We start from the raw sequence: 26,183 nt of genomic DNA, 5'->3' as shown, positions 1-26,183 counted from the left end.
CCGCTTCGGTTGCAGCGGACACCGGCGCGCTGTTCACACGCGCGGGCTAGAATCGATCCCAGTCCTCAACGAGACCTGCCATGCTGGATCAGGAAGCCCTGCTGGCCCCGATTTCTGACAACGCCCCGACCGGTGAAGACCTGTCGTTCTCCGCCGAGTTTGACCGGATCATCGAAAACCGTCGTGCCGACGACCCGACCCTGGATCAGGGCGCGTGGCAGACCGACATCAAATACGCCGACTGGAGCAGCGTCCTGCGCGACGCCAGCGACCTGCTGCAGACGCGAACCAAGGACCTGCGGCTGGCAGGCTGGCTGAGCGAGTCAGCCACCCAGCTGGAAGGCTTCCAGGGCCTGGCGGCCGGCTACCGGGTCACCGCCGGTCTTTGCGACCGCTTCTGGGACGACGTGCACCCGCAGGCGCCGGACGGCGATTTCGAAGAACGCATCGGCAACCTGAGCTGGCTGCTGACCAATTCCCTGCAGTGGCTGCGCGCCGTCCCGATCATTGCGGCACCGCAGGGCCGCTTCAGCCTGGCCGATTTCGAACACGCCCACGCCCGCGCCAACAGTGGCGAGGACGAGGACGGTCGCCCGGGGCTGGACATCCTCAATGCAGCGCGCCGCGATACCCAGCACGGGTTCTATCGGCAGATGGCCGATGACCTGCCGGACTGCAGCCAGGCCCTGGCCGAGCTGCAGGCCGCCGTCGACAACCGGCTCGGGCTGGATGGCCCCAGCTTCAGCGCCGTCCGCGAACAGCTGGAGCACCTGCAGCGCACCGTGCTGCGCTTCGCGCGCGAGGCAGGCGTCCTGCTCGATGGCGAAACCCTGCCTGCAGACGACGCGTTCAGCGAGACCGCATTTGCCGATGATGGCCCGTCGTTCGACACGGCTCCCATCGCACCGAGCCGCGGCCCGGCCGGCGCTCCGGCCTCACGCAAGGAGGCGCTGCAGCAGCTGCGGCAGGTGGCCGAGTTCTTCCGCCGGACCGAACCGCACAGTCCGGTCGCCTATCTGGCCGAGAAAGCCGCACGCTGGGGCGAAATGCCACTGCACGTCTGGCTCAAGCGGGTCATCAAGGACCACAGCACGCTGGAGCAGATGGAAGAAATGCTGGATGTGAACCCGGAGGATTGACCTCCACTCCGGGCACTGCCGCAACGGAAGGATCGGGTGATACCCGATCCTTCTGTGTTTACTGGATCTTGAATTCGATGCGACGGTTGCGGGCGCGGCCGTCGTTGCTGGTGTTGTCGGCCACCGGCTCGTCCGGCCCCTTGCCCAGCACGTCCATGTGGCTGCCCGGGATGCCCTTGGCCATCATGTAGTTCTTCACCGCAAGCGCGCGCCCGTGGCTCAGTGCCAGGTTCGATTCGCGCTGGCCCACGTTGTCGGTGTGGCCGATGATGAGGAACCGGCTGTCCGGCATCTGCGCCATCTTGGCCACCATCTCGTCCAGGATGCCCATGCCGAACGGGGTCAGGCGGGCACTGCCACTCTGGAACTCGATGATGCGGTTGGCCAGCGTCTGATCCAGCACGTTCTGCTGGGAGCCCACCTTCAGTGCGTTCGTCACCGTGTAGCTGGTATTGCTGGCCAGGCTGAGGTCGCTGGCGACCTGCTGGCGCAACGCCTCGTTGCCGACCTCGCCGGTGATGCGCACGGACTGCCCGTTGACTTCCAGCTTGCCGGGCGAGACACGCTTCAGGCCCGGGTTGATCATGCCCGAGACGTAGTCGCCCCAGTTCGGCGGGGTTGCGATCGTCTCCACCTGGATCCGGTCGACCACGCGGTCGGCGCCGTACACCGCACGCAGGTTGTTCAACAGCTTGGCCTTGGTTGCCTGGTCAGGCACCACACCTTCGATGACCACCGGCCGCTCGGTTGCCGCAGGCGCGCCCGCGGCGGTGTTCTGCGCGGCCAACGGTGCAGCCGCCAACAGGAGCGGCAGCAGGAAGTGGAGAGGGTTGCACACGCGCATCATCAGGTTCCCAGGAAAGTCTCGCCAAACAGCTTGCGTGCGGTGGCCAGGGCCAGATCGTCACGGTCAAGGAAGCTGCCAAAGCGATTGAGGTTGTAGTCGCCACGCATGTAGTCGTCGACCCATTCCGAATGCTGGGTGCGGATCAGGAAATCGCCGGCCTCTGCCGGGTCCAGCACCGCGCGCAGCACCTGGCGGTCGGCACCGTTGAAGCCGACGATCATGCTGGGTGCCGCGTCGTTGCGGATCAGCACCGCCAGTTCAAAGTCGCCGCGGGCGACGAAGCTGGACAGCAGGTCGAGCCAGAAGGCCGCCACCAGCGGGCGATAGGCCGGGTCGCGCACCAGCGGGAACACCAGCGCCTTGTCGATGTTGACGTCGCCACCGCTCAGCACCGGCTGCAGCAGCAGCCCCAATGCCGGCAGCACCTGCCGCAGCGCCACGTCACCGTGGCCGGAATCACGCAGCCGCTGTTCGAGGTCGGCGACCGTGGTGCTTTCCAGGAAATCCTGGAAGCTGCCGTTGTAGTCACTGGGATCGGTGCTGATGCTGAAACGCGCATCAGCCAGCTGCGCCAGCGCCTGTGCCGCATCGCTGTCCTGGCAGGCCTGGCGTGCAAGGCGGGCCAGGCCCGACCAGGCGTTGGACATCGCCAGCGGGCTGCGGCCGATGAAGGGCAGCGGTTCCGGCGCGTCCAGGCGCAGTGCCGACAACAGTGGGAAGCGTCGTTCGGACGCGTCGCGGCTGGGCAGGAAGTGGCCGCACAGCACCATCTTGCTGCGCGAGCCGAGGAAGGCATAGTGGATCTCGGGCGCTTCGTCGTAGCGCTGCTTCCAGTCCGGGCTCTGGCTCAGCAGCTCCAGGCTTTCCCCGGCCCAGCGGTCGAGCCAGCCGAGCAACTGGTGGTTGTCGGCCGCGCGGACGAAATCGCCGCGCGAGGGCACCTTGCCGAAATAGGACACGCCTGCACTGACCACCCGGCTCATTGTGCGCCTCCTGCGGCCGGAGCCGGCGTCGAAGCCGGCGCAGCCGGCGCCGGTGCTGCAGGGGTTCCACCTGCCACGCGTTCGGGCAACTGCAGGCCACGCTGCCAGTCGCCGCCACCTTCATCGCTACCACCGGCTCGGCGCACGATGCGCATTTCCACGGTCACCCCTACGCCACTGCCGGTCCAGGTAATGCGGCTGGAATCATCCAGGCGCTCGTACTGACCCTCGGCCATCAGGCGGTTGAAGCCGTTGGTCCCCGGCGCGCTGAATACCTCTACCGTACGGCCATCGCCGGTCACCGCGGTGATCTTCACGCCCGGCACCTGGCCGGCGTTCGGGTACTGCATGGTGGTCCATTGCGGCGGCGTATTGCGGTAGCGCAGCACCTGGCCGTCGATCTCGATCGTGTATTCGAGCGCGCCGGCCGCAGGCGCTGGGAGGATCTCGAAGATCGTGGTGTCCTGCGCCGCACCCGCTGCGGCGCCGCTGACCCAGTTGCCGTAGTTGGCGACCAGGTCGGCCGACAGGTTCACGCCCTGCCCTGCCCAGCGCCGGGTCTCCAGCAGCGGTCCGCGCTGGATCACCAGCGAACCCAGGGCTTCCTTGTTGAACGCCGCGATGCTGCCACTGGCGCCGAACACAGCCGCCACGTCGCTCGGTGCAGCATCGACGTCGGAGTTCAGGTTGAACGGATACTGCTGGCCGATGCGCGCCTTGAACGGGTCGTACACCTGGGCCTTCCAGGTCTTGTTCACCTCATCCTCGGTCGGCGTGATGAGCGCGCTGAAGGTCTGGGTGAGCGGGCGCAGCAACAGCGGCCGCAGGGCGGCGCGCTGCTTCTCGTCCAGGCCGGTCAGCACCTGCTCGTCGACCAGGGCCAGGCCCACGCTCAACTCGGACCCCTCGTTGCTGAAGGTGTCCTGCATCAGCTTGCGGGTGCCCACGCCGATCTCACCCTGGCTCTTGATGGCATTGAGGCGGGCGCGCAGCTTGGCCAGCGTTTCGAAGTAGGCCGTCATGATGGCCGGCTGGTCACCGCGCTCGCTGGTCAGCCGCGCGATGCCCTCGAACGCCTTGCCGATCGGGCCGACCGGCTGCGCTGCGGCCGTCGCGGCCGGATCCTTGCGCAGCACGGTGCGCTGGAACCACGCCACGAAGCCCTTGCGTGCCTTCGTTGAACGCGCCAGTGCCGCCGGGTTGTCCCACACGGTCTCCTCGTTGATGCGCTCCAGCAGGATGCGCAGCGGCGAATTGGACGCATCACCCAGCTTGTTGATGCGCGCCACGGCCTCGTCGAAGGTGCTGAATTCAGCCACGCTGAGGCCCTGCACGAACTTGCTCCACTCGCGTGCGTAGTCGTTCTTGTACAGGTTGACCAGCTCGCGCGACACATGCTCCGGGCTGCCCGCCAGCGAAAGATCGCTCTGCTCGGTGGTGCCCAGCACCCAGTCGGTGGTGCTCAGCTGCGTGTTGGCCGCTTCCTTGATCGCGTCCTGCACATAGTCTTCCCAGGCCTTGCGGGAGAACGCGCCGGAAATGGCGTAGCTGCCATTGATCAGGCGGCCGTTGCGCTCCACGCCGATCAGGTTGTCGACGGTGGTGGTGCCGAAACGGGCACCGGCGCGCGCCTTGATCTGCGCATACACGCGCTCCATCGCCGGCTGGCCCTTCATCACCTGGCCCAGCGCCTGGCGGGTATCGGACACCAGCGTGACCTTGTTCTGCACCTGCGGCCAGCTGGGCTTGCCCGACTGCGCCACGTAGAAGGTCATCAGCTTCTCGGCAGCACGCACCATCTCTTCGCGGCTCATCTGCCCACGGTTGGCTTCCAGCCAGGTGCGCCAGAACAGGGTCAACTGCTGCGACAGGTGGGCGCCTTCCACATACTTCGGGTTACCCAGCATCAGGTAGGTCTTGAGCGCGTTGTAGGCGTCGTTGGTGCTGGTCGGCGATGCGTTCTGGTACAGCACCTCGCTGTCGGCGGCGGCACCCGTGCCCTGCCCCAGCTTGTCGCGCTCGGCGACCACCTGGCCCAGGTAGTTCTCCAGGTTGGAGACGGTCGGCGCCAGCATCACCTGCTGCATGCCGTGGTTGTATTCACGCAGCAGCTTTTCGCGGATCGCCGTGCCCTGGTACAGGCCCAGGTGGGTGGTGATGCCGCCCTCCTTGCCGTAGCGGTCCAGCTGCTCCATGCGGTCCTGCAGCAGCAGCAGCGCATCGATGCGTGACTTCAGGTCCATGCGGTCCTTCTGCACGCGCACGGCCTGGTCCAGATCCTTGGTGGCGTTGGCCACCAGCTGCGCATTGGTGGTGTAGGACCAGGTCCACAGGCCCAGCGCCAGCGCCAGCACGCCCACGGCACCGAGGAACACGCCATAGCGCAGGCGGTTCTGGTGCGGGCTCGAATACTGCCGGACCAGTTCCTTGTCGGCAAAGATGACCTTGCGGAACAGATCCTTGAGGAAGAACGCGGTGTGCCCGGTGGGTGCTTCGTCCACGTTCGAGCCGCGCTGCAGCGCGAACTGGCGACCGACGCGCTCGGATGCATGGTGCACCGAACGGCCCTCCTGCAGCGCGCTGGAGAAGTAGAAGCCACGGAACACCGGCTTGAACTGGTAGGGGTTGTCTTCGAACAGGGTGGCGATGAAGGTGCGCAGCGCCGGCTTGATGCCCACGAACTCCAACGGCAGCGACAGCAGGCCCGGCGAGACGTCGCGGCCGCGCTGCATCGCCATGTGGGTCAGGCTCATTTCCTTGATGCCTTCGGCCAGCTCATCGAAATGGCTGTCGAACGCATTCAGCGCGTCGCCCTGCTGCTGCACGTCGAAGGGCAGCGTCGCGCCCCACACATGCTCGCGCTCGGCCGGATCCAGGTTATGGAAGAACTCGCTGAAGCCGGCCACCAGGTCGGCCTTGGTGAACAGCACATACACCGGCGCGAACACTTCCAGCCGCTCGGTGATTTCCTGCACGCGCTGGCGCAGGTTCTTGGCCAGCTCGATGGCGAACTCCGGCTTGCTGCCGGACAGCTCGGCCAGGCTGGCGGCGATGATCACGCCGTTGATGGGCGCGCGCGGACGGTTCTTCTTCAGCAGGCCCAGGAAGGTCAGCCACTCCATGCGGTCTTCAACGCTGACCGAGTAACGGCCGGCGGTATCCAGCACGATGCCGTTGGTGGTGAAGTACCAGTCGCAGTTGCGCGTGCCACCGATGCCCTGCACCACGTTGCCGCGGTTGTCCTCGAACGGGAACTGCAGGCCGGAATTGAGGATCGCCGTGCTCTTGCCCGCCGCCGGGTTGCCGATGATCACGTACCAGGGCAGCTCGTACAGCGCCGCGCTCCCCTTCAGCACGCCCATCCGCGAGGACTTGATCTGCTTGACCGCGTCCATCATGCGCGTGCGCAGGGCCTCGGTGTCGGCACGCTGCGCGGGTTGCGCACCGGCCACCGCCTTGTCCGCCTCGTCCTTGACCATCGCCTCCACGCGCTTGGCAGCGCGGCGGGCCAGGATCCGCTTGATGATCCACACCAGCAGCGCCAGCACCAGCAGGCCTGCCAGCACGATCGCCACCCAGATCCCGATCTGCCGGGCTTCGGCCTCACCGTAGTGCGCCAGCGCCGCGGCACCAACCAGGCCGACCACCAGCCAGAGGCGGTAGTCACGCAGGTAGTAGCTGAAATTGCTCAAACTCATGCAGGGGTCCAGGGGTCAGGAAGCCAGCGACGCATCGGCCGCAGGCATGGGGGAAGAAAGAGGATCAACCGCGCCGAACAGGCGCTGCTGGTTGTCGGCCACGCCCAGCAGCAGCACGGGCTCGGCATTGCGTTGAAGCTGCGCATGGGCCAGCGCCAACTGCGCCAGCGGCAGGGCGGGGCCGAGCTCACCGGCACTGACCGCCACGGCCAGGCTCTGCGGGCTGAAATCCAGGTCGGGCGACAGCGAAGCAGTGATCGCTGCCGCATCCACCATCAGATCGCCACGATGGTCGGCATCATGCAGCACGAACTGCACGGGTGCGCGGCCCGCGCTGAGGCCGGACTGCCACTGCGTCGCCAGGGCGGCAAGCTGGCGCCGCTGTTCCGCCGGGCGCTGCCCTTCGATCTGTTCGGCACGCACCAGCTGGGGCCGCCACAGGCGTCCATCGCCTTCACGCCCCTGGGCCAGGGTCGCCAGCAGAACGCCGGCTGCACCCTCGCCGGGTACGCGGCCGTCGGGATTCTGCGCCGTAGCGAGTACGCCCGCAGACTGCCACGAAGAAACGATATCGGGATCGATGCACGACGACGCGGCCAGCAGAAGGTGCCAACGCGGCACGGGGGATGCAGAAAGGGCATCGATCACCCGCTGCGCGTGCGGCCAGACCTCGCGCGCCGCGTCCAGCGTCGTGACGCGCACATCGAACCGCCGCGCGTCGATACCGGCCTTGCGCGCCTGCCCAAGCAGCCACTCCTGCACCCACGGCCGCAGCGCATCGGACCAGCGGCCCGGCACCAGCAGTTCGATCGTCAGCACGTTCTCCACGCGCTGTTCGTCGCGGCGGCGCAGGCCGGCCACCACCACTTCCTCGGATGCGACGATCTCCGGCAGCGCTGCATAGACTGCTTCCAGCAGCTGCTCCAGCACCGGCTGCAGCAGGGTCATCGCGCGGCGCTCGTGCGCAGCCGTATCGATGCCATCCTGCCGCACCTGCAGCACTTCCAGCTCGTCCAGGTCAGGCGCTGCGCTCATCCGCACAGGCAGGTTGTGGTTGTCGCGGAAACGCCCGTCCAGCGACGGCCGGGGGGGCGCGGCGGCCACCTCCAGCAGTGCCCGCGGTTCCAGGTCGATTCCCAGCTTCAGGCTGCCGGCCAGCAGAGCCACCGACGCCGGCGCCACTACGCCGGGTTCCTTCACTGCATCGCCCTGCGGGGTCGTCGCATCCGTGGCCGCCGGCGCTTCAAGCGCACTGTCGACACCACGCCGCAGCGCACCGCGCACCATGAAGCCTGCACCGCTCAGGCCCACCGGCAGCAGCCCGAGGTAGGCCAGCATCTGCATGCCAGTAGGCACCGTGCCGCTGTTGCGCCAATAGAGGATCGTCGCGCCCCAGGTGGCGATGAAGACCATCACCACCGACGCCGCCCTGCCCAGCCATCCTGCCATCAGTTGCCGTGCTCCATGCGATGCTCCCTCAACCGCCGCTCAGCGCAGGCCCGTCACGGCCTGCGAAGCGACCAGCGTCGCCCCACACGCCGTGCGGTCGCCGTCGCGCGCTACCGGTTGTCCGTCGATGATGACAGTGGCATCGCCGCTGACGATGGTCGTTGAACCGTGCATGGCACACGCGGCGCGGTCACCCACACGCGCCACGGCCTTTCCATTGATGTCGGTCTGGCCGGTGCCAGCGACCACGCTGCCGCCGTGGCTGAGCTTGTCCCCGACGACGATAAACGGTCGTGCCATCCATCACACTCCTTGATTCCATGTAATCCAGCCTTCCATCGCCGCGGACGCGGCGACCTGGATCATCCCCGCAACGATACCAGTATCACAGAAGCGTTATCACCCTTGGCGTGAAAGCTCCTCGCGCTTGGCGGCGCGTGCGGCCCGGCAGCGCCCTGTCATTTCCACGTGAACGTAATCCTTGATGCTGCGCCAGTTGCCACCCCAGTCCAGCCCGGCCTGCTCGGCAAGCTCGCCGTAGAGGAAGTACCCGCGCTTGGTCCAAGCGTCGTTCATGTCCCACTGCAGCTTGCCATCACGCATGGGAGCGCTGTCCACGCCCAGCCCGTACTGATGGCAGCTCTGCCAGGCCCCTGCCCGCGTCGCCTTGCCGCCCGCCATCAGCTCGGCCTGCCGCTGCGGGCTGCGATAGCCTTCAATCAGCACCATCTCATAGCCATATTGGCGCCGCATGACTTCGTAGATGGCCAGCACGCGCTGCTGCAGGTCGGGGTCGATCTGGTCCCACTTGCGGTCGGCCGTGACGATTTCCGGCCGCAGCCGCCGCACTTCTGCCGTGGTGAAAACCTCCGGCGGCGGTGGCGGTGGCGGCGCCAGGCGCTCCCCACGCAACAGCTGCGCGACCATCGAACCCGACTCTGCGAAATCATCGCCCCGAAAATCTTCCAGCACCACCGTCTTTCGTGTGACCAATATCACAGTTGGAGGAATCAGCAGCGCCGCTGCGGCAATCGCCATGATTGGCCAATGGCGACGAATCGCGCTGTGCGCGGCGCCCGCTTCTTCACGAACCCCACTGCGGACCCGCGTCACACCATCACCGACCCGGCCCCCGACGCGGCCCGCCCTGCGGCGGAAACGGCCCAGCGTCGCAGCCAGCACCGCGCGCAGCGACTCGACGCTTTCGGGGAACAGCAAAACCCAGCACACGCCGGCCACCAGCATTACAACGGCAATGGCCATAACCACGATTGGTACCACCGGTCCTCCCTGACATGCGCTCTGGTTGACGCCCCATCCGCTTTCACTAAGAATGCGGAAATTCGCTTCGGCAACTGCCGACTCACACCAAGGGCTGGATGCACTTGAATAATGGCGGAATAAACCGGCCAAGTCTGCTCTCAGGGGGAGCGCAGGCGAAGGGCCAGGCACCGACATCGGGCCGAATTCTCGCAGACATGGAAGGTCGACAGACCACCACGTCCACGCGTGCTGCGCGCACACCGTCTGGCGGCAACCGCCGCATCGGCCTGTGGCTGGGGGTCGCCGTGGCGATCGCCGCCATTGCCGGCCTGGCCGCCTGGGGCCTTTCAGGCAGCGGCGGTTACAGCGAATCCGGCGAGTACTCGCTGACCCCGGATCCGGCGCAGTCCAGCGGACCCACCGGGCATCCGGACGTCCCTGTCGGCGCGCCGCATGACGGCGCCGCCACGATTGTTGATGCACCTGCAGGCAGCGATGGCGCCGCCACGGGTACGCCATTGGAGAATGCCGCCGCTGCACCGACCGATGCGGCGACCACCGCACCGGCAGCTGCATCGGCTGCACCGGCCGCCGGCGCACGAGGCACGTCGCAGGCCGCGCGCAGCGCTCGCGCAGGAACCCAGCCCGGCAGCAAGGGCCAGGGCGATGAGAACCTGCTCGGCACCCTGCTTGGCATCATCAAGGAAGAAGACAAGGACAAAGCGAAGGCCAAGGCGAAGGCCAACGCCCAACCGCAGAGCATGGATGAGCTGATTGCGCAGATTGAAGCGGATCAGCGCAAGCGCACCGAGGACGAGCGTGCCGCATTCGAGCGTGTGGCCAGCAAGAAGTCCGCATCGACCGAGTCGAGCATCCAGGCACAGCTTCGCAGCTGCCCCAGCCCGACCTCGCTGAAGGGCGTGGACTGCCGCCGCCGCATCTGCGCGGCGGTGAGCGGGAAGGATCCGGCCTGCCCGGCGATGTAAGCCAGGACCGTAGAGTCGAGCCCTGCTCGGCTCTCACGGTCAGATGGACTGACGACCCGCCTGCGATTGCGCCATGACCTCGGGCTCGGCCAGTCTCAGCGGGTCATTCGGGTCGACCTTGCAGGCATCCTCCACCCATTGGGGCCATTCCGGCATGCGGCAGGACCGCAGGACCAGCCAGCGGCACAGCACCAGGGGCAGCAGCAGCGGCATCAGCACGAACCGGGCGCCCAGCATGGCTGGGCCAAGGCTGGCGACCACGAACAGGTAGCAGTTGCGCAGGGAAGGATTGACCGAAAGGTTCATCTGCCGGCCCTCGATCGTGTCGACCACGTCCGCCGGCCCTTGCTGCATGTAGCGCCTGACGAATTCCCAGAGTCCCTTGATCGCCTGCTCGTCATCGAAGTAATGGCCCACGGCAAAGGTGCGCTGAACCACGCGCTCATCGATGAGGCTGCACCGGAGATCACGCAGGAACGCCTGGCTGGTGCCTCGTCCGATATAGAACGCGGCCTCATCCCAAGGCACTGCCACGGCCCCTTCCTTGCCGCCGGTGAAGAAATAGACCATCCGGTTGCGACGATTGAATCGGGTCGGATACCAGACGTACGTAAAGAACTCGTACTTGAGTGTCGTTTGCCAGAACAAGACCGGCGCGCCGATCACGCACCCCGCCACCATCGCGTACATCACCCAATCCCACACGTCGCCCTCAAGGTTGGGGATTACCAGCGTGAAGAGAAGGAAGAAGCCAAGCAGGAACAAGCCCAGCGTGCCCAGCAGCACCACGGTGGTCGACACCATGCCGCGCAGCCTGAAACGCCGGTCGATCAGTTCGATGTAGGTTGAGTTGAAGCGGACCAGTGAGGCGCGTTCTTCGGGCGCCGCCGTCTGGGCTGTATGGACATCGAAACGAGCGCGGCTCTCCTCCGGAGAGAGCGGCTTTCCTACGGCAAACTCACGCATCCATCCGGTGTACATGACGCTATCCTTGTCGACCTCTGGCAGGAGAGTATCAGGCACGAAAGGCAGCGCGAAGGAGGGCGACAGCCCATGCTTCCCGACATGATCGGGCCTCGCCTCCGGCGTCAGGCCTTCGTCGTGGCCGCTGTCAGCTGCTGACGAACTTCGTCATTACGGGCCTTCGCCGCTGCAATCGACTCTCTCCAGAAGCGCTCCATCTCATCGGCACGCCCATCCGCATGATTCACCCGACCGTACACAGCCGGCGCACGTAGTGCCGGCAGATCAGATAGGCCATGCACCGCACTGCCTACGATGGACGCCGGCCATACCGGCTTACGGCACAGCTTCATTGCAAGGAAGCGGAACAGCGCCCATGGCAATGTCAACGGCAGCGCGATCAACATCAGACCTTCACCTGCAGATGACACGTGGATGATGAACGCATTGCGAAAACTGGGCTCAACCGAGGTGTAGAGCTGCAGCGGCGGGAACGGCAGTGCTGAACGACCCTCCTCCATGAAGCGCCGGATCATTTCCCAGTGTGCAAGCGTAATCGCCGGATCTGGACCACTGTCTGACCCAACGGCAAAGGTGTGAACGACTTGATCGCCGCGCATCACCAAGCCTCTGAGGTCATAGGTAAAGCCTTCATCAGGCCCTATTGGCTTGTCTCTTCCGATGACAAACTTCACGTCTTTCCATGGAACCGACATCGCCTTATCGCGTCCACCAGTGAAGATGTGAATCTTCATCTCACGCCGATCGAAACGGACCGGGTAGTACTGATAGCGCAGGACATCTCGCAGGAGCAACTTCCAGACGATGAATGCCAGGAGTCCAAGAATGAGAGCGATCAGGCCTCCGATTGCATACGCATCGCCCGTTTCGAGCGCACCCACTCGATCAACCAGCGAGACGGTCGCATGCAATATCGCGACAAGGAATGTAAGCCCCAGCCCAATGAACACGCTCGCCCCCATGAGCGCCCACCCTCGATATCGAAAGTGACGATCAACATACTCAATGTAATCATCATCAATAGCGATGATTCCCTTATCGATCGGGGTGAACGTGGACGAGTCAAACTGGCGCACATCGGCGCGCCTCTCATACTCGGTCAATGGACGATTGTTGCGATATCGCTGAGCGAGCCAGCCGGCGAATTGGCTCATTGCTTAGTTACCCATCAGCGTGCAGGCAGGACAGGACCGTGTCGGCAAGCGGTCAACCCCATTCGGTATCTCTTGGCTCATCTCAGCACCTTTACATTCAGATGGGCGACGAAGGCTTGGATCGCTTCTTTCCAGTCGCAGCCGGCTTCTCCAGGCTGAGCCGCTCTCTCAGAATTGCATCGGTGAACGGACCGGCCCCCACCGATCGCAGGATCTCGGCTGGCCATCGTGGCTTCCGCTGCAATCGATAACTAACGTAGCGATTGAGTCCAATGAACGCGGTCAAGGGTAGCGCGATCAGGCCGAGAGTACCGAGCAGCCACATCGCTGGGCCCTTTTTCCAGTACTGATGGAAACCTGGACCAATGAGAGGCTGCGCAATGGTCAACGCTTCGCCAAGGGTCACCGCGAAGTCCTGATACCGCATCTCACCGGGCGTCCAGACGGGACCAGAACAATTACCAACAAAACCAACTCAAGAACCGCCACCCAACTGAAGCCCATCACAAAAATGGAGATGTAAAGACCAAATCCCACGGTGAATAGACCAACCCAACCTGCGCTACCGGCATACCCGCGCATGGCACTCATTTGATCGACAAATGAGATCCCATGTTCATACACATCCATCACGCTACCATGGGTGAAGGATCGCGGTGATGCTTGGTGACTCTTCTCCGGAAGCTTCAGCGCAGTTGAAGGCGAAGTTAAATCATGCTGTATCGTGCATCCGGAAATCAGCGTCAATTTTTTCAAGACCGGTTAAATTCGCGAATATCAGCGCATCATTCGCCATCGACGAGCGTAGATTCCAAAATCCAATATTCAGTGCCCACCGGATGCCTGCCTGTTCCATGGCGCTTCCCGGACGCCCCGAGCTTCTACATGGTCTGCATGCGACATCCGCATCGACTGCCTGCGCTTCCCGCTGCCGCGCGGCCTGCGCTCCTTCCGGGCCGCAGGCGCGCACGACGATCACGCTGCCTGCAAGCTCCCTACCAGTTCCAGGCGCACCCGCTCGCTACATCAAACGCTGATTGAGCCATTCTGAAGTTGCTCACGCACCTCGTCATTGCGAGCCTTGGCCGCCGCAATCGACTCCTTCCAGAAGCGCTCCATCTCATCCGCCCGCCCCCCTTCTCGATTCACGCGACCATAGACAGCAGGCGCGCGGAGCGGGGGTGTTCCTGAATTTGTAGAGGCTCCATGTCCTAGCACTGCCGCAGGCCAAACCGGCTTACGGCACAGTTTCATCGCAAGGAAGCGGAATAGCGCCCAGGGCAAGGTCAGCGGCAGCGCAATCAACATCAAACCTTCACCTGCAGATGACACGTGGATGATGAACGCATTGCGGAAACTGGGCTCAACCGAGGTGTAGAGCTGCAGCGGCGGAAACGGCAGTGCGGAACGTCCCTCCTCCATGAAGCGCCGGATCATTTCCCATTGGGCGAGCGTGATGGCGGGATTAGGACCACTGTCTGACCCAACGGCAAAGGTGTGAACGACTTGATTGCCTCGCAACACCAACCCTCGGAGGTCATAGGTATAGCCTTCACCAGGCCCCGTCGGCTTGTCTCTTCCGATGACGAACTTTACGTCTTCCCATGGAACTGACATCGCCTTATCGCGTCCACCAGTGAAGATGTGAATCTTCATCTCACGCCGATCGAAACGGACCGGGTAGTACTGATACCTGAAGATATCTCTACTGAGAAGCATCCAATAAGTAAAGGCACCGAGACCGAGAATAATTACGCCGAGCACACCGACCGTGATTGCCATCTCCTGACTTACGGACTTCCCTTCGGCATGAATCTCCAAGGTTGCGTATGCGATCGCCAGGACGAATGCAAGTACAAGCCCCAGAATTACACACGCCCACATCGCGGCCCACCCTCGATATCGGAAGTGACGATCAACATACTCCAGATAATCATCATCAATGGCGATGACCCCCTTATCGATTGGAGTGAACGTAGATGAGTCAAACTGGCGCACATCGGCGCGCTTTTCATACTCGGTCAATGGACGATTGTTGCGATACCGCTGGGCAAGCCAGCCTGCAAACTGACTCACTGTTCAGGCTCCCGCAGGAAGCATTGCATTGTACGCCTCACCCTGCGCCTCTAGCGACTCGAACCTACCGTGCTCATGCACTCCAAACGGCGTCATATCAAGCCACCTCTCGATCTTGTCATCTCGAATCAAATTAATAAGCCACTCTCCAAGCATGCTGATAAGCCCCAGAACCAAAAGCACAATGAAGCCGACGCCAGCCGTCATGACGCCGGCCAGCATTAATATCGCGACAACAGCCCCGGACACCGCAGTTACGGTGTAGAACGCCATCATCGGAACGTCATCTCGTTTGTATGCTTCATACGCCTTCCACCCATCAACAACAGCACCTAGCAATCCGCCGACTGTACCTAACAATTTTCCGAGAAAGCCCACAAATGCGCCCGTGCTTGCGACTTCAATTGCACCAAATCTGATCTCGGCCGCCAAGGCCGTTCTTCCCCACGTGGTCTTGGCTAAGGCCATGCCCGTCAGTTCAACACTTGTACCCGCAAATCCGACCAGTGCGGAGGCGAGACTCAACTGTCTACGACCAGCCGGGCCCTCCTTTTCGACATCCAGCTTGCCGTACGAATCCGCAACGTTCCAAGCATCCAGAATCAGTCCGACAACGCCCAAGCGTACGTCCAAGCTGACATGCGGAGCGGTATACTGCGCGGCGCGATTTCTCACCAGCACCCTCACCTGCTCTTCGCTCATCAGCATATTTGCCATGGCGCCCGGCTGTCCATTCCGCACGGCCGCCATCGCCTCCTTGTCCCAGAAAACGGCCCACTCAAAGACCTTCCTACCCCGTGCGTTGCGATCACCTGTGGCTACGCGTGCGCCGCTACGCTCGCTGAGCTCCTGACGGAGATGCTGATCGACACGCGCCCTCAGCTCGCGCTTGTTTACTCCGACCTGGCCCTCACTAAGCGCTTCTACCAGGAAGTGCGCCATTTCACGCTCAGACGCACGAATACCAACCCTCTGAATGCGCTTTCCGGAAAGCACCCCGAGGAGGCCAACCAAATTGTTCCTGGTAGCGGCAGAGATGGATATGTTCAAACCGGCCTTCACGACGGCCGATCCGGCTTTTGACAGCGCCGTGACGATCACTCCAGAAGCCTTGAAGACAAGTCCCGCAACCAATCCCAAACCGTGCTGCAGCTCCTGAGGCCGGTTGCCTCCGCGGTCCAAAACATGTCCGTAGGCCTTGAAGATATTTGACCACGCCCCAGCATTGTCTGCATTGCTCAGAAAGGTTTTTGACTCCCTTTCGATCACTTCTGCGGCGATCTTGTCATTCAAGGTCAACGCTCGAACCGTACAGTTTTTGATGTCCTGAAAACGCCCAGCCAGGTCTGCAAGGACCGCACCTTGCACACACTCGAAGCCAACGACGCCATCAAGCGTGCTGTCTACGATTTCAGTTAACCTCATTGAACTGTAAGACAGTTCGTCATGGTGGTTGCATGCCAGCCATGTTCTAAAATCATCATCCTTGTACCAGAGCACTAGGCTTTGGGCGATCGGGGTCAAATGGGTGGCGGTAAAGCGCTCCATTTGCGGGCCCAAGTTGGTATCGAACTGGTCAAGCTTGTCCTGGCTGTAATCATCCCGATACCGGTCCCACGCGGAGTCCCTGGCATCTTTATCTTCTTCAGCAGTCAACTCCTCGCGCATCTTCGTGACCCCCGCAGCATAGAGCTCCATTGCCGCACGGCCAGTGTAGGCGCTGGCGCGAACCTTGCTTAGTTTATCGGCAGCCGCCTGATCCTCGATCGCCTGCCGGATCCCGCGAATGGCGACAGATGTCGCGTGCTTCCAGGCCCGGTCATCCTGTTCCTCAAACTCTCTGGTCTTCTGCCGGATCAGTGCTGAGAGCTCCTGGGTGAGTCCGGCCGGATCATTCAAGGCAAGCATCATCGGACGAGAGCCAACCGCACTCTTCTCAAGCCAGGCTTCCATTCCAGGAACATCCTGCTTGCACCTTACAAATGGCACAAATGAGAAGGAAAAGCCCGGATTGGCATACACCTCAACCGACTCGATGGTTCTCGTAATTATGTCATCGACGCCATTGGACTGCGCTTTGACCGGGGGTGTGGGGGGGATCGGCGGCAACAGCGGAATGGTCACCTCCTGCTGCTCGCGGACCCTTCTACCGAACTTGAATTCGCTGACCAACGCTGGGGCGTCTTCGACGTTTCCTGCATGGTCCAACATCTTGCCCTTGAGCCATGCCTGTACGTCAACGCAGCGCATATGCTTCTTGCGCTCGCTTGATCGCCGATTGCGCTCCAGAACTTCCTTGGGCCACGGCGCTTCAGTAAAACCGAACCATACTTTCCCCGCGCGCTTGGGATCTGGCACGGTTACGAAGCGCGCAACCTGGGAGTCAGCCATGCGTGCGCACGAGGGCTCGAATTCTTCAAGAGGCGGGGGCGCAGCATGCGGGTCGAACTCCAGCAGGTAGGAGTCGCTGGTGATCTGGTAGCCCTTCCACTCCCCACGAACCTCGTTGAACACGTAGAGATAGCCTTGGCGAGCGAGCCGGAGGGTATAGCGAGCTTCACTCGCAGGCAGGGCAATATTTGTAACGTCTTTGCCAAAGGCTCCCCCCAGAGCAGGACCCTGCCAAACCTCCTTCACATCGGTACGGCTGATCGCGTATCGCAGCGGGAGAATCGGCAGGCCGACCTGATCACAGATTTCACATTTTTTTGCAGGGTCGCACGACTGCGTCGGCTTCTTATCCATGCTGCCAAACTCCTTGATCCTGCTGCTTCAACGGTGGCTCGCTCTCATCATCTTCAAGCGCGGCTGTGACGATGCTTCTGTATGCACCGGGCTCAAGACGAGCTATGCGGATGGCTTCCTGATACATAGGCGCTTCATGAATTCCTGGCGGCTGGGTGATCGAGACGAATGCAAATGCCTCCTGGTCATCGGCATCGGCCAATCCGAGTGCGTCGGCACTCAACATTTCGTCGTATACCTGCTTGGAGACACTGTGATCATCGATCCCATTGTCTACGCGGAGCAGCCTATCAATCACTCTATTGATAGATGCCAACGAGGAAATGGCATGCACCTGGCCTGGCGCCAGAGGCAATTCATCACTGCCCGTGCCTTTGCTTTCATAAGTACGCCAGATGTCTCTTTTTGCGCTTGGAGCTGTCCAAGACTGAACAGGTCCCAAGAGGGCATCCAATTGCGAGGTGGATAGAATCCAAGTCAACGCACACCAGACGCGAGGGTCGTAGTACCTGAACAACATGCGCTCGCCATCTACCTTCCTCACTAGTCCACGCGCGAGTTGATTTCGGACGTGCTCCGGTCCCGCATCGCTGACCAGCAGGGCGGAGAATGGAACCCTGTCATGCTCCCGGGCGTAGTGGACAGTTTCATCCAGAGCAGCAAGGCGGGTATCGGCAGACATTTCGCCTAGTCGCAGCAGATACGGGAACAGATGCTCCTGCCCTTGTAGTTCTTTGGGCACGATTGGTTCGCACGGCCACAGTTGGGCAATTCGGCGATCAATCTGTAGTGGGTTGATCAACGCGTACTGGTGGGCCTCGAACAGGCGATGGTCGAGTTGCATCAGTCAGCCACCGAGCGGAACCAGGCCCGCGCCAGACTTTTCGGCGGCACGCACCCGGAACTCACATGCCTTGTGTGTACCAGTCGGCATCTTCGCCTCCCCCGGCACACTCGCTGGCCCCACCCACTCCCGCTGGCTCGCCTTGAACTCCACCTTCCCCGGCGCGCCCAGCTCGATGTTGTCGCCCTCGATCCGGATGTAGGCCCCTGCCGCCGTCGCCAGCAGGTGCTTGCTCGGCGCCGACAGCATCACGTCTGCTTCGGTGCTGGCAATGCGCACCTGGGTCTTGGCCGCGACGATCGCCTGGTTCTTGTGCGCGCGTGCGCTGACCTTGCCCTGCGCGGCGTGCAGCGCGATGCCGCGCTCCTGGTTCGGGCTCTCGCCGCTGGGCTGCACACCGGCGGTGTACAGCACCAGGCCGCCGGCAACCGCCAGCGTCAGCGAGCCCTGCGTCATCCAGTTCAGTGCCACGCCGCTGGCCAGGGTGGTGTGCGTGCCGCTCACCCAGACCTGGTCGGCTGGGGTCAGGCTCAGTACGCCGGCCACGCCACTGCCCAACAGAATCGGGGCGCTCCAGCCGGGTGCTTCGCCATCGCCCCCGGTGATGCTGCCGGCCGTGCTGCCGCTGTGGGTCGCACGCAGGTGTTCCTGCAGCTCGCCCAGCGTGGTGTCCGCGGGCAGCTCGGCCGGGTCGCTCGGCAACTGCGCCTGCTGGTTGGCTGCCGATTCGGCCAGCTGCTGCAGCAGCTGCTGTCCTTCCTGTAGCTGGGCCAGCGCCTGCGGCGCGGCCATCTGCGGCGTGCCCTGCTCGGTGGTCAGCAGCAGGCCGCGGCCAGCGCGCAGTGCGCCCTGTGCCTGCGTGGCCAGCTCCACGCCAAAGCCACGCTCGCCGTCGCGCACGTTGTCCTGGCCGCCCTTCAGGTGGCCCAGCGTCAGCGTGGTCTCGTGCTGGGTGGTGGACAGCTGGGCTCGGCCCTGCCCGGGCGTGTCGTCGAAGCGCAGCTGCTGGTAGCCGCCGGTGCCGCCCTGGCTGTCGGCCAGCGCCTGGCTCTTGAAGCCGGTATACACCGCCGCGTGGTCATTGCCCTCGAACCACGCCGCCGCGTTGCCGGTGGCGTTGCCGCCACCGCCGTTGATCTGGTTGTGCTGCGCATCCTGCTGGCCACGGCCGTTGTAGACCGCGCCGACCACCACCGGGCGATCGATGTCGCCTTCCAGGAACGCCACCAGCACTTCCTGCCCGCGCCGTGGCAGCACCACGCCGCCCCAGTTGTCGCCGGCCCATGGGGTCATCACCCGCACCCAGGTCCAGGCACCGCCGTTGGCCGGGGCGTTGTCGTCCCCACCCGGGTGGGCCAAACCGTTGCTGGCGTTGCCACCGCGCTGCCACGGAAACTGCACCTTGATGCGGTGATCGCGGTCGGACAGCAGCGGGTCGCCATCGCTGACCACGATCGCGCTGAGTGTGATCTCTCTGTACGTTGTTCATCCGGGACATCTTTGGAAAATGGTGGTTACCACACCGTTCCAGCCCCCAAAGAGCCCGGATGAACAATCATAAAAATGCCCGTTTGACGCCCTTTAGTCGAGCGCTTCTGGTCCGCCGTATCCTCCACGAGGGCCTACGCCCGGAAGAAGCAGCTCAAGCGTGCGGCGTAAGTGTGCGTACGGCCTACAAGTGGCTGGCCCGATTCCGCCAGTTCGGGGCACCGGGGCTGGAAAACCGCAGCTCACGGCCTCACCAGACGCCGCATTCCACACCTGCTCCCGTAGTCGAGCAAATCAAGGAGCAGCGCCGTAAACGGCAGACCTACCTGACCATCTCCAAGGCGCTGGGGGTCGGCCACAGTACGATTTCAAGGCTGATGCGCGCCCACGGCCTCAATCGGCTGTGTCGGCTTGATCCGCCCAAGGAGGTCATCCGATACGAATACGATCAGCCCGGAGGGCTGCTGCACCTGGACATCAAAAAGCTGGGCAACTTCCAGCGGCCAGGGCACAGAACCGATGCCAAGCGCAGGGGAAACGCCGCTGGCGGTGGCTGGGGCTATGTCCACGTGGCCATCGACGATCACTCCCGGGTCGCCTTCAGCAGCGTCCACCCCAACGAACAGGGCGAAACCGCCTGCCAGGCGTTACTGGGCGCCCTGCAGTACTACGCCAGCCTGGGAATCACCTTCAAGCGGATCCTGACCGACAACGGTGCCTGCTATCGCTCCACCGCCTTTGCCAAGCTGCTCAGATCCCTTGGGATCAAGCACATCAGAACCAAGCCCTACACGCCGCGGACCAATGGCAAAGCCGAGCGATTCATCCAGACCAGCCTGCGCGAGTGGGCTTACGCCTGCGAGTACGCATCCTCGGACCAGCGCAATTCCGTGTTGAACCAATGGCTGCACCACTACAACTGGCACCGTCCCCATATGGCCATTGGTGGCCAGCCACCTATCTCCAGAGTGCCGCTGAACAACGTGGTGGGTTTACACAGTTAGTCGGCTGCTTTTGCAGGGCAGCCGACTAACAGTCGGCTCTACCAGGCGCACAAAGCAACGTCGCCCGCCAGCACCGGAGCACCGCCAGCCAGCCTTCGCCCGCCAGCTGCTCCACCGCCCGCCAGCCGACAAACGAAAAAGCCGGGGAATCCCCGGCTTTTTCGTGTCTGACGTCGTGTCCGGGGTCAGATCCGTTTTCAACGAAAACGGCTCTGACCCCCGTTCCCCGTCACTCCACCGACAACCCTTCCACCTTCTGCCAGCCGCGCGGCAGCAGGTGGCCGCGGGTGGCGCGGGCGCCGAGGTAGGTGTCGAGCTCGTTGAACTTCAGGCCCATCGTGCGCTGGCCGCTGCGCACCTGCAGGGTCTGGCCCGGGCTGATCGCCACGATCGCCACCACCCGCTCGGTGGCGAGCTTGGCCTTGGGGATCTCGATGATCTTGTTGCCCTTGCCCTTGTCCAGTTCCGGCAGGTCGTTGGCGGCGATCGCCAGCAGGTTGCCCGAGCTGGTCACCGCCACGATGCGGTCGGTGGCCACGTTGGCCACGGCCGACGGGGTCAGCACCGAGGAACCGGACGACAGGTTCAGCATCGCCTTGCCGGCCTTGTTGCGGCCGATCAGGTTCTCGAAGCGGGTGACGAAGCCGTAGCCGTGGCTGGAGGCCAGCACGAAGCGGGCATCCGGCTCGGCGCTGGCCAGGGTGACGAAGCTGGTGCCCGGTGCCGGCGAGAAGCGGCCGGTCAACGGTTCACCATTGCCACGTGCCGAGGGCAGGGTGTGCACCGGCGTCGAGTAGGCGCGGCCTTCGCTGTCCAGGAAAGCGACCTGCTGGGTGCTGCGCGCGCGCACCGAACCCTGCAGGGCATCACCATCGCGGTAGGACAGGGTGGACGCATCGATGTCGTGGCCCTTGGCCGCGCGGATCCAGCCCTTCTCCGACAGCACGACGGTCATCGGCTCGCTGGGCACCAGCTCGGTCTCGTCGATGGCCTGCGCGGCCTGGCGCTGCACCAGCGGCGAACGGCGTGCGTCGCCGAACTTCTTGGCGTCGGCGGTCAGTTCGTCGCGGATCAGCTTCTTCAGCTTGGCCTTGCTGTCGAGGATGCCGAGGATCTTCTCGCGCTCCTTGGCCAGCTCGTCCTGCTCGCCGCGGATCTTCATCTCTTCCAGGCGGGCCAGCTGCTTCAGCTTGGTTTCCAGGATGTACTCGGCCTGGTCTTCGGACAGGCCGAAGCGCGCGATCAGCGCCGCCTTCGGTTCGTCCTCGGTACGGATGATGTGGATCACCTCGTCCAGGTTGAGGAAGGCCACCAGCAGGCCTTCCAACAGGTGCAGGCGGCGCTCGACCTTCTGAAGGCGGTGCTGCAGGCGGCGGGTGACGGTGGTGCTGCGGAACGCCAGCCATTCGCTGAGCAGCATCTTCAGGTTCTTCACCTGCGGACGGCCGTCCAGCCCGATCACGTTGAGGTTGACGCGGTAGCTGCGCTCCATGTCCGTGGTGGCGAACAGGTGGCCCATCAGCTGGTCGGCGTCGACGCGGTTGGAACGCGGCACCAGCACCACGCGCACCGGGTTGGCGTGGTCGGATTCATCGCGCACGTCTTCCAGCCACGGCAGCTTCTTGGCGCGCATCTGCGCGGCGATCTGCTCGATCACCTTCGACGGCGACACCTGGAACGGCAGCGCGGTGACCACCACGTTGTGCGCTTCCTTGGTGAAGGTCGCACGCGCACGCACGCTGCCGTTGCCGGTCTCGTACATCGTGCGCAGGTCGTTGGCCGGGGTGATGATCTCGGCGGTCGACGGGTAGTCCGGGCCCTTCACGTGCTCGCACAGGTCGCGCACGCTGGCATCGGGATCGTCCAGCAGGTGCAGCAGCGCGCTGACGATCTCGTTGAGGTTGTGCGGCGGCACGTCGGTGGCCATGCCCACGGCGATGCCGGTGGTGCCGTTCAGCAGCAGGTGCGGCAGGCGCGCCGGCATCCAGGTCGGTTCCTGCAGGGTGCCGTCGAAGTTCGGCGCCCAGTCGGTGGTGCCCTGGCCCAGTTCGCCCAGCAGCACTTCGGCGATCGGGGTCAGCTTGGATTCGGTGTAGCGCATCGCCGCGAACGACTTCGGGTCGTCGCTGGAGCCGAAGTTGCCCTGGCCCTCGATCAGCGGGTAGCGGTAGGAGAACGGCTGCGCCATCAGCACCAGCGCCTCGTAGCACGCGCTGTCGCCATGCGGGTGGTATTTACCGATCACGTCACCGACGGTGCGCGCGGACTTCTTCGGCTTGGACGCGGCATTCAGGCCCAGCTCGCTCATCGAATAGATGATGCGGCGCTGCACCGGCTTCAGGCCGTCGCCGATGAACGGCAGGGCACGGTCGAGCACCACGTACATCGAATAGTCGAGGTAGGCGCGTTCGGCGTACTCGCGCAGCGGCAGTTGTTCGAAACCGTGGAATACGGGGCGGGCAGGTTCGGTCATGCGGCGTTGTTACCTATGTCGGGAGGCGAAGACGGCGGTCGGCGCTCTCAATGCACTGATTATCCGGATGCGGCGGGGGATGCCAAGCCACGCGCCGGATCCAGCCCCGGTTCGAGGCCATGGCCGACCCGCGCCAGGTAGCGCCCGGGCGGCAGGCCGAAGTGGCGGCGGAACACGGTGACGAAGGCGCTGGCGCTGCTGAAGCCCAGCGCGTGGGCGATATCGGCCACGCTGCGGCCCTCGCTGAGCTGGCGCAGCGCCTCGGCCAGGCGGGCCTGTTGCCGCCACTGGGCGAAGCTGAGTGTGGTCTCGTCGCGGAAGTGGCGGGTCAGGCTGCGCGGCGACAGGCCGGCCCAGTGCGCCCATTCGGCCAGGCTGCGCTCGTCGGAGGGCTCGGCCAGCAGCTGCGAGGCGATCTTCAGCAGGCGGCGGTCGCGCGGCATCGGCAGGTGCATGCGCTGGCGCGGCGCGGTGCGGATCTCATCGCGCATGACGCTGAGGATGTGCTCGCGGTCGTCGCTGAGGACGTAGTCCAGCGGCCATTCGCAGATGCGTTCGGCCACTGCCTGCGCAAGCTTGGACAGGCCCAGCACGCAGGGGTCTGAGGGCAGCTCGGTGCAGGTCGGCGCCGCCAGGGCCATGCCCCAGCCGCGCATCGGCCCGTCCAGGCTGACCGTATGCGGTTCCAGCGGCGGCATCCAGCCGGCCGAACCCGGTGCCAGCGACCAGGTGCCGTGCGAGGTGCGGGTGGTCAGCAGGCCGCGCTCGACGTAGATCAGCTGCGCCCGGGCGTGGTGGTGCCAGTCCACTTCACGGGCCAGGCCCTGCGGGCTGTCGAAGCGGAAACCGATGACCGGCGGGCCATCGTTGCGCTCGAACCAGTCCATCGCCACCTCGCGGAGGAGGGTGGGCGGGCCCGGTTCACCTGCCGTCATGACCGGCGGGGGTGGCTGGAATGTGACATTCATTGGCTGGATTGTACTACCGGGCCAGTTCCGGGCGCCATTAAGGTAGCGCCTTCACTGATCGAGCCCGTTGCTGCAACACAGCATTCGATGCCAGATCGAATATTTCCATTGAGAAATATTTTTTTTGGAAGAAAATGCTCCCCCATGATCTGTCCGTCCTCCAACCCCCCCAGCTTCGGCCTGCTGCTGCGCCAGGTGCGCGACGGCCTGGTCCGCCAGCTCGATGCCTCCATGGCCGAAGAAGACCTCGGCATCGGCTTCACCCATTACATCGGCCTGAAGCTGCTGGCCCGCATGGCCCCGTGCACCGCCAACGAACTGGCCCAGGCCATCGACCAGGTGCCCAGCGCGGTGACCCGCCTGCTGGACAAGCTGGAAGCCCTGGGATGCGTGCGCCGCGAGCCGCACAGCCAGGACCGGCGGGCCCTGCAGATCGTTCTGACCGATGAAGGCCGTGCCCTGTGGGCGCGGCTGCAGAAGCGCGGCGACGCGGTGATGGACTTCGCCCTGCGCGATCTGTCTGCCGACGAACGCACGCTGCTGTTGTCCCTCCTGACCCGAATCCGCGATTCCCTGACGACCCCATGAACCCGATCCCGCATCCCACTCTCCGCCGGTCCGGGCGCGCGCTGCTGGTTTCAGCGCTGGCCCTGGCCCTGGCCGCCTGCGCCAGCAGCCGTGGCCTGAACCCGCAGGGCCACGTGCTCGACGTGGACAGCCTGCACAGCGAGCGCACCCTGGCCGACAGCGACCTGAGCGCCACCGGCTTCCCGGCCCAGGACTGGTGGAAGGCACTGGGCGACGCCCAGCTCGACGCCCTCATCAGCGAAGGCCTGGCCGGCCACCCCAGCCTGGACGCGGCCGACGCGCGCCTGCGCCAGGCACAGTCGCAGGTAGGTACGGCCCGTGCCGACCGCCTGCCCAGCCTGTCCGTGTCCGGCGGCTACACCGGCCTGCGCCTGCCCGAATCCATGCTGGGTGACGAACTGGGCGGCCGCTATGGCGGCAGCAGCCAGGTCGCCTTCGATTTCAGCTACGGCATCGACCTGTGGGGCGGCAAGCGCGCCGCCTGGGAAGCTGCCGTCGATGGCGCCCATGCCGCCACCGTGGACGCCCAGGCCGCGCGCCTGAACCTGTCCACCGGCATTGCCCAGGCCTACGCCGAGCTGGCCTATGCCTGGCAGCTCAACGACGTGGCCGAGGAGGAACTGGCGCGTTCGCAGAAGTCGCTGGAACTGACCCGCCAGCGCCGCAGCGCTGGCATCGACAGCGACCTGCAGGTGCGCCAGGCCGAAGCCCGCGTGCCGGCCGCGCAGCAGCAGCTGCTGGCCGCGCAGCAGCGCATCGACGCCGGCCGCACCGCGCTGGCCGCGCTGGTCGGCAAGGGCCCGGACCGCGGCCTGTCGATCGAACGCCCGCAGGCGCTGAACCCGCTGGCCCTGCAGCTGCCGGGCGTGCTGCCCAGCGAACTGCTGGGCCGTCGCCCGGATATCGTCGCCGCGCGCTGGCGCGTGGAAGCGGCCGAGAAGCAGATCAAGGTCGCCAAGACCAAGTTCTATCCGAGCTTCAACCTGACCGCGCTGGCCGGCGTGGTCGCCCCGAACGTGGGCGACCTGCTGAAGAGCAGCTCGACCTTCGCCTACATCGGCCCGGCGCTGAGCCTGCCGATCTTCGAAGGCGGCAAGCTGCGCGCCAACCTGGACAACACCGACGCGCAGTACGACCTGGCGGTGGCCAACTACAACCAGGCCGTGCTGGATGCGCTGCGCGACGTGGCCGACCAGGTCAACGCGGTGCGTTCGCTGGCCCAGCAGGCGCAGGCACAGCAGCAGGCGGTGGATACCTCCCGCGCCGCCTTCGGCCTGGCCCAGCAGCGCTACCGCGCCGGCATCGGCAGCTACCTGGACGTGCTCAGCGCGCAGTCCATCCTGCTGCAGTCGCAGCAGCAGCTGGCCGGCCTGCAGTCGCAGCAGGTGCAGACCTCGGTGCGCCTGAGCAAGGCATTGGGCGGTGGTTTCCAGCCCAGTGACGCCGACGCCGCACCGATCGCCTCCCATTCCGATTCCTCGCATTCCTGAAGAC

20 protein-coding genes and 1 pseudogene are annotated in these 26,183 nt (G+C 64.4%); 5 read left to right on the top strand and 16 right to left on the bottom strand.

Annotated elements, in window-relative coordinates; translation table 11 throughout:
• Window positions 1–80 precede the first annotated feature (80 nt).
• Entirely contained in the window at window positions 81–1,139 is a 1,059-nt protein-coding gene (gene tssA, locus C1926_RS14780) for a type VI secretion system protein TssA (protein ID WP_108759696.1), read from the top strand.
• 58 nt (window positions 1,140–1,197) lie between these two features.
• Here tssA and C1926_RS14775 read toward each other — a convergent pair whose 3' ends face one another.
• The 6 genes from C1926_RS14775 to C1926_RS14750 form a co-directional block, all read right to left on the bottom strand.
• Complete coding sequence (locus C1926_RS14775; RefSeq protein WP_079225267.1) at window positions 1,198–1,983, bottom strand: OmpA family protein; 786 nt, start codon at window positions 1,981–1,983, stop codon at window positions 1,198–1,200.
• Window positions 1,984–1,985: 2 nt separating this feature from the next.
• Entirely contained in the window at window positions 1,986–2,969 is a 984-nt protein-coding gene (gene tagF, locus C1926_RS14770) for a type VI secretion system-associated protein TagF (protein WP_079222199.1), read from the bottom strand.
• Complete coding sequence (tssM, locus tag C1926_RS14765; protein WP_108759695.1) at window positions 2,966–6,667, bottom strand: type VI secretion system membrane subunit TssM; 3,702 nt, start codon at window positions 6,665–6,667, stop codon at window positions 2,966–2,968. Before tssM ends, tagF begins: the two co-directional genes overlap by 4 nt.
• Window positions 6,668–6,682: 15 nt before the next feature.
• Window positions 6,683–8,116, bottom strand: coding sequence for a hypothetical protein (locus C1926_RS14760; protein WP_159095119.1), 1,434 nt, complete (start codon window positions 8,114–8,116; stop codon window positions 6,683–6,685).
• A 39-nt stretch (window positions 8,117–8,155) separates the two neighbouring features.
• A complete protein-coding gene (locus C1926_RS14755; RefSeq protein ID WP_079222202.1) occupies window positions 8,156–8,416 on the bottom strand; it encodes a PAAR domain-containing protein in 261 nt (86 codons plus the stop codon).
• Between the two features lie 99 nt (window positions 8,417–8,515).
• Complete coding sequence (locus C1926_RS14750) at window positions 8,516–9,379, bottom strand: M15 family metallopeptidase (protein ID WP_108759693.1); 864 nt, start codon at window positions 9,377–9,379, stop codon at window positions 8,516–8,518.
• 215 nt (window positions 9,380–9,594) lie between these two features.
• Here C1926_RS14750 and C1926_RS14745 point away from each other — a divergent pair, with 215 nt between their 5' ends.
• On the top strand, window positions 9,595–10,365 hold the full coding sequence (locus tag C1926_RS14745) for a hypothetical protein (protein ID WP_108759692.1): 771 nt from the start codon (window positions 9,595–9,597) through the stop codon (window positions 10,363–10,365).
• 39 nt (window positions 10,366–10,404) lie between these two features.
• Here the strand turns inward: C1926_RS14745 and C1926_RS14740 are convergent, their stop codons facing one another.
• From C1926_RS14740 to C1926_RS14710, 8 genes and pseudogenes are all read right to left on the bottom strand, one after another.
• Window positions 10,405–11,346: a DUF6708 domain-containing protein gene (locus C1926_RS14740; RefSeq protein ID WP_108759691.1), complete on the bottom strand. Its 942-nt coding sequence runs from the start codon at window positions 11,344–11,346 to the stop codon at window positions 10,405–10,407.
• 107 nt (window positions 11,347–11,453) lie between these two features.
• The gene (locus C1926_RS14735; RefSeq protein ID WP_159095118.1) at window positions 11,454–12,503 is read right to left on the bottom strand and encodes a DUF6708 domain-containing protein; all 1,050 of its coding nucleotides are present in this window, start codon (window positions 12,501–12,503) and stop codon (window positions 11,454–11,456) included.
• 97 nt (window positions 12,504–12,600) lie between these two features.
• A complete protein-coding gene (locus tag C1926_RS14730) occupies window positions 12,601–12,909 on the bottom strand; it encodes a hypothetical protein (protein WP_159095117.1) in 309 nt (102 codons plus the stop codon).
• A gap of 306 nt (window positions 12,910–13,215) precedes the next feature.
• Window positions 13,216–13,482: a hypothetical protein gene (locus C1926_RS21550; protein WP_159095116.1), complete on the bottom strand. Its 267-nt coding sequence runs from the start codon at window positions 13,480–13,482 to the stop codon at window positions 13,216–13,218.
• A 47-nt stretch (window positions 13,483–13,529) separates the two neighbouring features.
• Window positions 13,530–14,579 (bottom strand): DUF6708 domain-containing protein, encoded by a 1,050-nt coding sequence (locus C1926_RS14725; protein ID WP_159095115.1) that lies wholly within the window; start codon window positions 14,577–14,579, stop codon window positions 13,530–13,532.
• A 3-nt stretch (window positions 14,580–14,582) separates the two neighbouring features.
• Complete coding sequence (locus tag C1926_RS14720) at window positions 14,583–17,324, bottom strand: T6SS effector BTH_I2691 family protein (protein ID WP_108759687.1); 2,742 nt, start codon at window positions 17,322–17,324, stop codon at window positions 14,583–14,585.
• Window positions 17,317–18,168: a DUF4123 domain-containing protein gene (locus C1926_RS14715; RefSeq protein ID WP_108759686.1), complete on the bottom strand. Its 852-nt coding sequence runs from the start codon at window positions 18,166–18,168 to the stop codon at window positions 17,317–17,319. Before C1926_RS14715 ends, C1926_RS14720 begins: the two co-directional genes overlap by 8 nt.
• 3 nt (window positions 18,169–18,171) lie before the next feature.
• Window positions 18,172–19,635 (bottom strand): annotated as a pseudogene (locus tag C1926_RS14710) (DUF2345 domain-containing protein); the annotation flags it as partial.
• 80 nt (window positions 19,636–19,715) lie between these two features.
• On the opposite strand from C1926_RS14710, the gene C1926_RS14705 reads away from it, so the two are divergent.
• Window positions 19,716–20,660 carry an IS481-like element ISStma3 family transposase gene (locus tag C1926_RS14705; protein ID WP_108759684.1) on the top strand — a complete coding sequence of 315 codons (945 nt, stop codon included), beginning with the start codon at window positions 19,716–19,718 and terminating at the stop codon, window positions 20,658–20,660.
• A gap of 229 nt (window positions 20,661–20,889) precedes the next feature.
• On the opposite strand, the gene parC is transcribed toward C1926_RS14705, so the two are convergent.
• Together parC and C1926_RS14695 are read right to left on the bottom strand one after the other, a co-directional pair.
• Entirely contained in the window at window positions 20,890–23,133 is a 2,244-nt protein-coding gene (gene parC / locus C1926_RS14700) for a DNA topoisomerase IV subunit A (RefSeq protein WP_108759683.1), read from the bottom strand.
• Window positions 23,134–23,192: 59 nt separating this feature from the next.
• The gene (locus C1926_RS14695; protein WP_254057276.1) at window positions 23,193–24,068 is read right to left on the bottom strand and encodes a helix-turn-helix transcriptional regulator; all 876 of its coding nucleotides are present in this window, start codon (window positions 24,066–24,068) and stop codon (window positions 23,193–23,195) included.
• 177 nt (window positions 24,069–24,245) lie between these two features.
• Here C1926_RS14695 and C1926_RS14690 point away from each other — a divergent pair, with 177 nt between their 5' ends.
• Both C1926_RS14690 and emrC read left to right on the top strand, forming a co-directional pair.
• Window positions 24,246–24,689: a MarR family transcriptional regulator gene (locus C1926_RS14690; RefSeq protein ID WP_108746304.1), complete on the top strand. Its 444-nt coding sequence runs from the start codon at window positions 24,246–24,248 to the stop codon at window positions 24,687–24,689.
• Entirely contained in the window at window positions 24,686–26,179 is a 1,494-nt protein-coding gene (emrC, locus tag C1926_RS14685) for a multidrug efflux transporter outer membrane subunit EmrC (protein ID WP_108759681.1), read from the top strand. Before C1926_RS14690 ends, emrC begins: the two co-directional genes overlap by 4 nt.
• Window positions 26,180–26,183 lie beyond the last annotated feature (4 nt).

This window comes from Stenotrophomonas sp. ZAC14A_NAIMI4_1, assembly GCF_003086915.1.
Taxonomy (GTDB): Bacteria; Pseudomonadota; Gammaproteobacteria; order Xanthomonadales; family Xanthomonadaceae; genus Stenotrophomonas.
The sequence above is the reverse complement of the archived record's forward strand: the minus strand, read 5'-3'. Positions and strand labels throughout refer to the sequence as shown.